8 protein-coding genes are annotated in these 9,185 nt (G+C 60.9%); 4 read left to right on the forward strand and 4 right to left on the reverse strand.

Annotated features, from left to right (window positions below; all coding sequences use genetic code 11):
• Window positions 1-162: 162 nt before the first annotated feature.
• The gene (gene yccS, locus BLU85_RS20415) at window positions 163-2,346 is read left to right on the forward strand and encodes a YccS family putative transporter (protein ID WP_092202836.1); all 2,184 of its coding nucleotides are present in this window, start codon (window positions 163-165) and stop codon (window positions 2,344-2,346) included.
• 148 nt (window positions 2,347-2,494) lie between these two features.
• Here the strand turns inward: yccS and BLU85_RS20420 are convergent, their stop codons facing one another.
• Window positions 2,495-3,232 carry a substrate-binding periplasmic protein gene (locus tag BLU85_RS20420; protein WP_092202838.1) on the reverse strand — a complete coding sequence of 246 codons (738 nt, stop codon included), beginning with the start codon at window positions 3,230-3,232 and terminating at the stop codon, window positions 2,495-2,497.
• 260 nt (window positions 3,233-3,492) lie between these two features.
• Between BLU85_RS20420 and BLU85_RS20425 the strand changes: the two genes are divergently transcribed.
• On the forward strand, window positions 3,493-3,945 hold the full coding sequence (locus tag BLU85_RS20425; RefSeq protein ID WP_092202840.1) for a GNAT family N-acetyltransferase: 453 nt from the start codon (window positions 3,493-3,495) through the stop codon (window positions 3,943-3,945).
• Between the two features lie 105 nt (window positions 3,946-4,050).
• Here BLU85_RS20425 and BLU85_RS20430 read toward each other — a convergent pair whose 3' ends face one another.
• The 3 genes from BLU85_RS20430 to BLU85_RS20440 are packed head-to-tail and all read right to left on the reverse strand — an operon-like array spanning window position 4,051 to window position 7,020.
• A complete protein-coding gene (locus BLU85_RS20430) occupies window positions 4,051-4,347 on the reverse strand; it encodes a winged helix-turn-helix domain-containing protein (protein WP_092202842.1) in 297 nt (98 codons plus the stop codon).
• Window positions 4,348-4,351: 4 nt separating this feature from the next.
• Complete coding sequence (locus BLU85_RS20435; RefSeq protein WP_092202844.1) at window positions 4,352-4,855, reverse strand: M48 metallopeptidase family protein; 504 nt, start codon at window positions 4,853-4,855, stop codon at window positions 4,352-4,354.
• Between the two features lie 41 nt (window positions 4,856-4,896).
• A complete protein-coding gene (locus tag BLU85_RS20440) occupies window positions 4,897-7,020 on the reverse strand; it encodes a putative bifunctional diguanylate cyclase/phosphodiesterase (RefSeq protein WP_092202846.1) in 2,124 nt (707 codons plus the stop codon).
• 322 nt (window positions 7,021-7,342) lie between these two features.
• Between BLU85_RS20440 and BLU85_RS20445 the strand changes: the two genes are divergently transcribed.
• Window positions 7,343-8,011, forward strand: a complete 669-nt coding sequence (locus BLU85_RS20445) for a polysaccharide lyase family 7 protein (RefSeq protein WP_092202848.1) — start codon at window positions 7,343-7,345, stop codon at window positions 8,009-8,011.
• A 328-nt stretch (window positions 8,012-8,339) separates the two neighbouring features.
• On the forward strand, window positions 8,340-9,008 hold the full coding sequence (locus tag BLU85_RS20450; RefSeq protein ID WP_092202850.1) for a polysaccharide lyase family 7 protein: 669 nt from the start codon (window positions 8,340-8,342) through the stop codon (window positions 9,006-9,008).
• The last annotated feature ends 177 nt before the right edge of the window (window positions 9,009-9,185 follow it).

A 9,185-nucleotide genomic window follows, 5' to 3' on the forward strand; every position in this document is an offset into this window, starting at 1 on the left:
GCTATCGCGAGCAAGCTCGCTCCCACAGGGGGCCAGTGGTGTTTTCTGGATCGCACTCACACGCGCCGGAACACTTTTTGCTGCCAGATGTGATCGCCGCCATTGCGTCGGCGTCATTACTGCCTCAATTTAGCGTCATTGCCCGTCAGGCCCTTGCACTTCATGTCATCGAACTCGTTTAGCCAGTCTTTGCGTCGCCTTTGGGCGTTGGATAAGTTCAGTTATAGCGTGCGGGTGTTCATCGCCCTGACCGGCAGCATGGGGCTGTGCTGGTACCTGGACGAAATGGCGCTGCTGATTCCCCTCTTCCTGGGCATCATCTCCAGCGCCCTGGCCGAGACCGACGACAGTTGGCAGGGCCGCCTCAATGCGCTGGCCGTAACGCTGGTGTGCTTCACCATTGCGGCGTTGTCGGTGGAGTTGCTGTTCCCGTATCCCGTACTGTTCATCATCGCCCTGGCCCTGGCGAGCTTCGGCCTGACCATGCTCGGGGCCCTGGGTGAACGTTATGGCGCGATTGCCTCGGCCACCCTGATCCTTTCGGTCTACACCATGATCGGCGTGGACCAGCGCGGTGGCGCGGTCACCGATTTCTGGCATGAGCCGCTGCTGCTGGTGGCCGGCGCCACGTGGTACGGCCTGCTCTCGGTGCTGTGGCAGGCGCTGTTTTCCAACCAGCCGGTGCAGCAAAGCCTGGCGCGACTGTTCCGCGAGTTGGGACGCTACCTGAAACTCAAATCGTCGCTCCTGGAGCCGATCCGCCAACTCGACGTCGAGGCCCGCCGCCTGGAACTGGCCCAGCAGAATGGCCGGGTGGTCGCCGCGCTCAACAGCGCCAAGGAAATCATCCTGCACCGCGTGGGCAACGGCCGGCCGGGCTCGAAAGTCAGTCGCTACCTGAAGCTGTACTTCCTGGCCCAGGACATCCACGAACGCGCCAGCTCCTCCCACTATCCCTACAACGCGCTGGCCGAGGCCTTCTTCCACAGCGACGTGCTGTTCCGCTGCCAGCGCCTGCTGCGCCAGCAAGGCAAGGCCTGCCAGGCGCTGGCCGAGTCGATCCAACTGCGCCAGCCGTTCGTCTACGACGACACCTTCGCCGAGGCCCTCAACGACCTGCACGCGTCCCTTGAGCACTTGCGCATCCAGAGCAACCCGGCCTGGCGTGGCTTGCTGCGCTCGTTACGGGCGCTGGCGGCGAACCTGGGCACCATGGACCGCCTGCTCAGCGACGCGAGCAACCCCGACGCCCTGGCCGACGCCACCGACAGCAGCCTGCTGGACCGCTCGCCGCGCAACCTCAAGGATGTCTGGCTGCGCTTGCGCACTCAGCTCACGCCCACTTCGCTGCTGTTCCGCCATGCCCTGCGCCTGCCCCTGGCGTTGAGCGTGGGTTACGCCGTGGTGCACATGATCCACCCGTCCCAGGGCTATTGGATCATCCTCACCACGCTGTTCGTGTGCCAACCCAGCTACGGCGCCACCCGGCGCAAGCTCGGCCAGCGGATCATCGGCACCGCCATCGGCCTGACGGTGGCCTGGGCGTTGTTCGACCTGTTTCCCAATCCACTGGTGCAATCGTGCTTCGCCATTGCCGCCGGGGTGGTGTTCTTTACCAACCGCACCACCCGCTACACCCTGGCGACGGCGGCGATCACCGTCATGGTGCTGTTCTGCTTCAACCAGGTGGGCGACGGTTACGGTTTGCTGCTGCCGCGGCTGTTCGACACCTTGCTCGGCAGCCTGATCGCCGGGCTGGCGGTGTTCCTGTTCCTGCCCGACTGGCAAGGCCGGCGGCTGAACAAAGTGCTGGCCAACACGCTGACCTGCAACAGCATTTACCTGCGCCAGATCATGCAGCAATACGCCGCCGGCAAAAGTGACGACCTGGCCTACCGCCTGGCCCGGCGCAACGCCCACAACGCCGATGCCGCGCTGTCCACCACGCTGGCCAACATGCTGATGGAGCCGGGGCACTTCCGCAAGGAAGCCGATGTGGGGTTCCGCTTCCTGGTGCTGTCCCACACCCTGCTCAGTTACTTGTCCGGCCTGGGCGCCCACCGGGGCACCGAACTGCCGGCGCAAGTGCGCGAACAGTTGATCGACGGTGCCGGGGTGAAACTGGCAGCGAGCATCGACGAAATCGCCCAGGGCCTGGCGAGTAAACAGCCGATCGCGATCCAGAGCGACGAAGAGGAAGCCTTGGCCAGCGAGCTTGAGCAGATGCCCGATGAAATCGACGAAGGACAGCGTCTGGTGCAGACGCAACTGGGGTTGATCTGCCGACAGTTGGGGCCGTTGCGCACGTTGGCGGCGCATTTGATCAAGGACACTGGCGAGGCTTGAGCGGTTGTGGTGTCTGGGCTGACCCCATCGCGAGCAAGCTCGGCTCCCACAGGGGAATGTCGTCCACCCACAGGGGGATGTCGTCTATCCACAGGGGGAGGCATTCCAAATGTGGGGGCGAGCTCGCGATGGGGCCAGCCCAGACACCTTACATCCCATGCGCCTTCAATAACCGCTCATAACTCCCATCCGCCTTCATCGCCGCGATCTCCCGATCGAACCCGGCCACAATCTGCTCATGCTCCGGGTTCTTCAGGCTGACCAGGATGTGCAGGCTGTTTTCGCTCAAGGGCTTGGGCAGGAACTCCACGGCGCTGCGCACCTTGGGCGATTCGCGGGTCAGGTAATAGCGGGCGACGAACTCGTCTTCCAGGGTCAACTTCACGCGGTCGGCAGCCAGCATGCGCACCGCCATGGCGAAGTTATGCACCGGGATTTTCTGCATTTGCGGGTCTTCATCGAAGTCTTTGGAATAGGCATAACCGCGCACGACAGCGATGGGATAGGCACGCAGCTGTTGCAGGCTGTCGAACTGGATCGCCTCGTCCTTGCGCTTGATGAAGAGCACGCGGTTGATCAGGTATTCCGCCGAGAACCGGCCTATATGGGTACGCTCCTCGCTGTACCAGGCGTTGATCAGCACGTCATAGCGGCCCTCGCCGATGCCCAGCATCGCCCGGGCCCAGGGCACCTGTTCGAAGTCCGTGGCATAGCCGGCCCGCGCCAGGGCGGTGCTGACGATATCGGTCGCCAGGCCGCCATTGATCAAGGTGGAATCGGTAAAGGGCGGCCAGGCATCGGCGACCAGGCGCAACTTCTGCGCGCAAGCCTCGTAGCTCAGCAACAGCAACCCGATCAATGCAAGAGTTCGATGCAATCGCGGCATGCCAAACGTCCTTGACGGGTTCAAAGCCCGGTTTGTTTTTAGCCGAAACTCAACAGGCATCCTCGGACACCCGGTCCTAACATTAGCTCATTGGAACCGCAGCGCAGGGCTGTCACGAAGATTACACAAAGACGACAGCACCGCGACAAAGGAATGATGGCATTTTGGTCTTTGTCACAGATTTTCCTGTCGCGCGAGCAAGAGACTTCCGAGCCAACCACGCTTAATATCGGCAGCAGGTTCTTCAGGAAATTCAAAAAATGGTTATCGAGTGGGTCTGCAAACATCACAGTGACCTGAGCAAGGAACAGCTGTATGCCATCCTCAAATTGCGCTCCGACGTGTTCGTCGTCGAGCAGAACTGCGCCTACCCGGACGTCGACGGACTGGACCTGGAGGGCGACACCTGCCACCTGATGGCCTGGCACGACAACCATCTGATGGCCTACCTGCGCTTGCTCGACCCGCACTCGCAGAACAGCGACGTAGTGATCGGGCGTGTGATCATCGCCCCCCAGGCACGCGGCCAGGGGCTGGGCCACACGCTGATGGAACAAGCGCTCAAGCAGGCCGAGAAACATTGGCCCGGCACATCGATCTCATTGTCGGCCCAGGCGCATTTGCAGGGGTACTACGGGCGGTACGGGTTCGAAGCGGTGGGGGTGGAATACCTGGAGGACGGGATTCCACACATCGGTATGCATCGGCCGTAGGAGCTGCCGAAGGCTGCGATCTTTTGACCTTGATCTTTCGCTCAGGACTCAATTGTCTGGGGCAAGATCGCAGCCTCGCTTCGCTCGACAGCTCCTACGCAGCGCCTACGGGTATTCCAACACTGCCTTGATCCGCGGCAGATTCGCCTCGATCCACCCCCGGTCAATCGCCCCCCAGTCGCGAATCCGATAACGCCCGGCGTGGTTGCGAGCGCCCTCCTCTTGTTCGAACTCACACACGATATCCAGGTCCGCCAGCGCCGCGACCGTGTCCTGGGCAGTGCGTCGCGGCATGCCGGTGACGTCAGTGAGCGCCGGGACGTTGCTGGCCGCGCCGCTGTCGATCAGGTAGGCCACGTACAGGCGACGGTAGAAACTGGTCTTGGTCTTGCTCACGTCCATCCGGTCAGTCCTTGTGAGGTTGCAGGTCACGCCAGGTCAGGTACACCCGCAGGTCGAATTCCAGTTGGTGATAGCCCGGCAGCATGTGTTCGCAGAGTTGGTAGAAGGCCTTGTTGTGGTCCGACTCCTTGAAGTGGGCCAACTCGTGCACCACGATCATCTTCAGGAACTCGGGCGCCGCGTCCTTGAACAGCGCCGCGATGCGGATTTCCTTCTTGGCCTTGAGCTTGCCGCCCTGCACCCGCGACACCGCGGTGTGCAGGCCGAGGGCGCGGTGGGTCAGGTCCAGGCGATTGTCGAACAACACCTTGTCGATGGCCGGCGCGTTACGCAGGTATTGCTGCTTGAGGTCCAGCGCATAACCGTACAGGGCCTTGTCGCTCTGGATCGGATGCCGACCCGGGTAGCGCTGTTGCAGGTAATCGCCCAGGCGATCCTGGGCGATCAATTGCTGCACTTGGGCTTGCAGGGCGGCGGGGTAGGCCTGGAGGTATTTGAGTGCGGTCATCGGTGGCAACACAGTCACAAGAGGCCGCCAGTGTAGCGAATTCAGGTCTGCACTGCGCTCCAGTCGAAGGGCGTGGCGAAGGTAGCGGTGTCTTCGGCCATCAGCGGACGCGCCACCAGGAACCCCTGCACGAACTCACAGCCGTGGGCGTGTAGCCACAAATACTGCTCGCGGGTTTCCACCCCTTCGGCGATGACCCGCAAGCCCAACTGCGTACACAGGTCGATGACCGAGGCGGCCAACGCGGCGTCCCGGGGCGACCCTGGCAGACGGGCGATCAAGTGTCGATCCAGCTTGAGGGTATCGAGTTCAAGGTCACGCAGATGCGTCAGCGAACACGGGCCCGAACCGAAGTCATCCAACGCCACGCGCACCCCGAGCTGGCGCAGCAGCCGCAATTGCTTTTGGGTTTCATCGGGATTGCGCATCAACGCATCCTCGGTCACCTCGACCTCCAACTGCCGAGGCTTCAAGGCGTGGCGTTCCAGGACCTGGCGCAACTCGGTCACCAGGTTCGGCATGCCGAACTGAGTGCTGCTCAGGCTCACCCCCAACACCAGGTCGTCAGCGAACAAGCGCTCCCAGACTTTGCGCTGGGCCGCGCTGCGATGATAAATCCAACTGCCCAGCCGACTGATCAATCGCGCCTCTTCCAGCAACGGCAGGAACAGGCCCGGCGGCACATCGCCAACACTTGGATGCTGCCAGCGCAACAGCGCCTCGAACCCACGGATCCGCCCGTCGACGATGCTCACCTGCGGCTGGTAGACCAAATTGAAATCGCGGTTCTCGATGGCCGAGCGCACGCTCTCTTCCAGCATCAGCCGTGAACGGGCTCGACCGTTCATTTCATGGTCGTAGAAACGGTATTGCTGGCGACCGGCACGCTTGGCTTCGTACATGGCGATGTCGGAGGCCCGTAGCAAGCCATCGAGGTTGGCGCCACAGTCCGGGTACGTCGCGATGCCGATGCTGGCGCCGAGCGCCACGTCCATGCCTTCGATCTGCTGGCAGATCGCGACACGCTCGATGAGTTTCTCCGCGATCTTGGCCGCCTGTTCGGGAAACTCCAGGTCCAGCAAGGCCGTGAACTCGTCACCGCCCAGCCGCGCCAGGATATCGAAGGGGCGCAGGCATGCCTTCAACTGCTCCGACACCCAGCGCAAGACCCGGTCACCAGCGTCGTGCCCCAGCGAATCATTGACCCGCTTGAAGCCGTCGAGGTCCAGGTACAGCAACACCCAGTTGCTTTCCAGCCGCTCGCTGCGCATCAACAGGTTTTCCGCGGTCTGGTAGAAGCCCCGACGGTTGAGCAAGCCAGTCAGCGGGTCCGTGACGGCCTGGTATTCGAGCTGCTGGTGCAAGTGGCGAACCACGGACATGTCCTGCAGCGTCACCACCATCGCCTTCTGCTCCGAGGGCAGCGGCGCGCAGGACAAGGCCACCGACACCTGCTGGCCGGGCGCCGTGCGCAGCACCGCGTCATGCAGTCGCCAGGTTTCACCGCGCCGATAGGCGTTATGGATATCGGAATCGGCCCACTCGGGAATATGGGGTTTCTGCAGGAAATCCAGGAACGGCATCCCCTGCAACTGGTCGGCGGTGGCATTGAGCAAACGGCAGGTCGACGGGTTGGCGAAGCGGATACACCCATTCTCATCCACCACCAGGATGCCTTCGGCGGCGTTGTCCAGCACCGAGGCGTTGAAGGCCCTGGCCGCTTCGAGATCCTGGCTCAGGCGCTGCAAGGCCCGGCGATTGCGCTGGTGCTCGAGCAATGCCTGGACCTTGGGCTTGAGGATTTGCGGATCGAAGGGCTTGAACAGGTAGTCCACCGCGCCACTGGCGTAGCCCTTGATGACCGCGTCCTGGGATTGCTCGTTGGCGGTCAGGAAAATGATCGGCGTGAGCCGCGTGCGCTGGCTGCCACGCATCAGCCGCGCGACTTCGAAACCGTTCATGTCAGGCATCTGCACATCCAGCAGAACCAGATCGATGTCGTGTTCGAGCAGCAGGTTAAGCGCCTCGACCCCCGAGGACGCAGTCATCACCCGCCAATCCTGCCGCTGCAACAGAGCACTCATGCTGAGCAGGTTTTCAGGGTAATCATCAACAATCAAAAGGACAGAGGTGTCTTCGCCGGGCGTTGGTTGCGCGCATTCCATGCTGCTTCTCTTATCGGGCGCCACGTCCGTTTTTACGTAGCAAAGCGGACAAATACTGTCCCCTCACTCTAGACCGGGATTTTGAAAAGCAGTAGGTGTCATCACGCCATCACCCAGACAAAGCCCGAAATAGCCGACTAACGGTCACCCTCTTCAGGCACAGAACCTGCAAAGACCTCACCGACGAACAATTGACGTCAAACATTTGCCGAACGGTCAACAAAAAAAAGCCCAGTCCAGCGTTCCGAAACGCTTCAAAAGGGCGGTTTAAAGCCTCCCGCTACGGCATCCACCTTTACATCTCGACACGCAGGACCTGGACATGATCGATCTCGCAACCTGGAACTTGAGCATTCCCGAGGGCAGCCCCGCAATGACCATCGAAACCCCTCGATTGGTACAAGGGTTCAAGGACCAATACTTCAACGCCGAAACCGGCACCGTGTTCTTCTGGGCGCCCGTGACCGGTACCAAGACGGCCAACGCGATTTATCCGCGCAGCGAACTGCGCGAAACCTATCCCGACGGCACCCTGCGCAATTGGCTTTACCCGGCGGCGGATAACACCTTGCGCGCTACCGTGACCGTCAACCAGGTGCCCAGCACCGGCAAGATCGTGATCGGCCAGATCCACACCAAAGACAGCACCAACCCGATGGTGAAACTGGAATACCAATACAAAACCTACAGTTCCACCGGCAATATTGTCGCCAAGGTGCGCATGCGTCCGGACGACGAAACGGGCCAGGTCATCACTATCGCCACGGGTGTCACGCTTAACCGTAGCTTTTCCTACATGATCCACTTGAGCCCGAAGGGCGCGCTGGGCATTACTGCGGCCGGTTACAACTGGCGGACCACCATTGATCCGAGCTGGAAAGTCAAACCGCTCTATTTCAAGGCCGGTGTGTATGTGCAAGACAACACCGGCTACGTCACCGAAGGCGGGAAAGTGACCTTCAGCATGCTGGATATCGATCACAACCTGTGATTGCGCCTCTCGTGGCGCCATAGCAGCAGGGACGCTGCTTGCCTCGTGCGACAAAAACCTCCCTATCCACTACTTGACGCCCCACAACAGGGCGCCATAGACAGATGCCATATCGCCATGTTCCCGGAAAATTCCTATTAGCCGACTAACGGTCATCTGTTTCGGGCACCAAACCGGCAAACGCAACTCTGACGGACTGTTGACGCCAACCCCCCGCCGGAAAAACGCACGAGCGTTCTACCGCGCTCACGCCTGGCGTCTGTAAAAAGCGCGTCCTAGAGCCTCCGGCTGTGGCGTAAATCATTTCTTGCACAGAAAGGATCCGAACATGGTCGATCTTGCAACCTGGAACTTGAGCATCCCCGAGGGCAGCCCACCGAAAACCATCGAAACGCCTCGACTGGTGGATGGGTTCAAGGATAAGTACTTCAACTCAGAAGGCAGCACGGTGTACTTCTGGTCGCCTGTCACCGGCACCAAGACCGAAAACGCGATCTACCCGCGCAGTGAATTACGGGAAACCTACAAGGACGGCACCTTGCGCAACTGGGTCTACCCTGACGCCGACAATAAATTGAGCGCGACCCTGGTGGTCAACCAGGTGCCCAGCAGCGGCAAGATCGTGATCGGGCAGATTCATGCCAAGGACAGCAGCAAGCCCTTGGTGAAACTGGAATACCAGTACAAGGATGACGGCAAGACTGGCAACATCGTTGCCAAGGTCCGCATGCGCCCCGATGACGATGAGGGTCGGGTTGTCACCGTCGCGACCGGCGTGAAGCTGGCTCAGTCCTTCAGTTACCGGCTCCACCTCGATCGTACGGGTGACCTGGGTATTACTGCGGCGGGTCGTAGCTGGTACACCACCATCAGTTCCAAATGGAAGGTCAAGCCGTTGTACTTCAAGGCTGGCGTGTACGTGCAGGACAACAGTGGCTATACCAGCGAAGGTGGGAAGGTGACGTTCAGCAAGTTGGATATCGATCACAACACTTGACCGGTATCCTCGGAAATCTCGTGGAGATTTACCTAGGGGTACCGTGTGTATATCCATTGCTGCGGTAACGGCTACTTAGGGTTCCGCCCTTACGGCGGGTCACTTTTGAGAAGCGCAAAAGTAACCAAAACGCTTTATGCCCCACCACTCGGCACCTCGCCTAGGCTCGGTGTGCCC

This window comes from Pseudomonas sp. NFACC14 (assembly GCF_900106885.1).
GTDB lineage: Bacteria > Pseudomonadota > Gammaproteobacteria > Pseudomonadales > Pseudomonadaceae > Aquipseudomonas > Aquipseudomonas fluorescens_AA.

What these genes read in the sequence shown, in the direction of transcription:
- BLU85_RS20450 (WP_092202850.1), top strand. Translation starts at nt 8,340, where the DNA reads ATGGTCGATCTTGCAACCTGGAACTTGAGCATCCCCGAGGGCAGCCCA.
- BLU85_RS20425 (WP_092202840.1), top strand. Translation starts at nt 3,493, where the DNA reads ATGGTTATCGAGTGGGTCTGCAAACATCACAGTGACCTGAGCAAGGAA.
- BLU85_RS20445 (WP_092202848.1), top strand. Translation starts at nt 7,343, where the DNA reads ATGATCGATCTCGCAACCTGGAACTTGAGCATTCCCGAGGGCAGCCCC.
- BLU85_RS20435 (WP_092202844.1), bottom strand. Translation starts at nt 4,855, where the DNA reads ATGACCGCACTCAAATACCTCCAGGCCTACCCCGCCGCCCTGCAAGCC.
- BLU85_RS20430 (WP_092202842.1), bottom strand. Translation starts at nt 4,347, where the DNA reads ATGGACGTGAGCAAGACCAAGACCAGTTTCTACCGTCGCCTGTACGTG.
- BLU85_RS20420 (WP_092202838.1), bottom strand. Translation starts at nt 3,232, where the DNA reads ATGCCGCGATTGCATCGAACTCTTGCATTGATCGGGTTGCTGTTGCTG.
- yccS (WP_092202836.1), top strand. Translation starts at nt 163, where the DNA reads ATGTCATCGAACTCGTTTAGCCAGTCTTTGCGTCGCCTTTGGGCGTTG.
- BLU85_RS20440 (WP_092202846.1), bottom strand. Translation starts at nt 7,020, where the DNA reads ATGGAATGCGCGCAACCAACGCCCGGCGAAGACACCTCTGTCCTTTTG.